Below are 355 nucleotides of genomic sequence, written 5' to 3'. Positions count from 1 at the left end.
CGCCGCCGTGACCGCCGCGCTCGCCGATCCGCTGGCGATGTTCACCGATCGCTCGCCCGGCGGCCGCGCCGCCGGCGCGCTGACCCAGACCAAGGGCCCGCGCGAGCGCGTCGCGACCAATGTCCGCCACCGCCCGCCCGCGCCCAAGCCGGCGACGCCGGTCGAGCGCGTGCTCACCTCGCTGCGCGAGCGGCCGCCGATCATCGCCGACGTGCCCGATCTGCCGTTCGGCGCGACCCCGCCTTATGTGCCGCCCACCGATATCATCAGCCCGCCCGTCGGGCCGGGGCCGGGACCGATCGTGCCGTTCATCCCGCCGCTGACCAACGGCGGTGGCAGTAGCGGTGGCGGTTGC

The 355-nt window shown here is 76.3% G+C and carries 1 pseudogene; it reads left to right on the top strand.

The annotated features are described in order from the left end of the window. A pseudogene (locus BGN95_RS10195) lies at window positions 1-355 on the top strand (hypothetical protein); the annotation flags it as partial.

It is taken from the genome of Sphingomonas sp. 66-10 (assembly GCF_001897045.1).
In the GTDB taxonomy this organism is placed as follows: domain Bacteria; phylum Pseudomonadota; class Alphaproteobacteria; order Sphingomonadales; family Sphingomonadaceae; genus Sphingomonas; species Sphingomonas lycopersici.
This window is presented reverse-complemented; position numbering and strand designations above follow the sequence as displayed.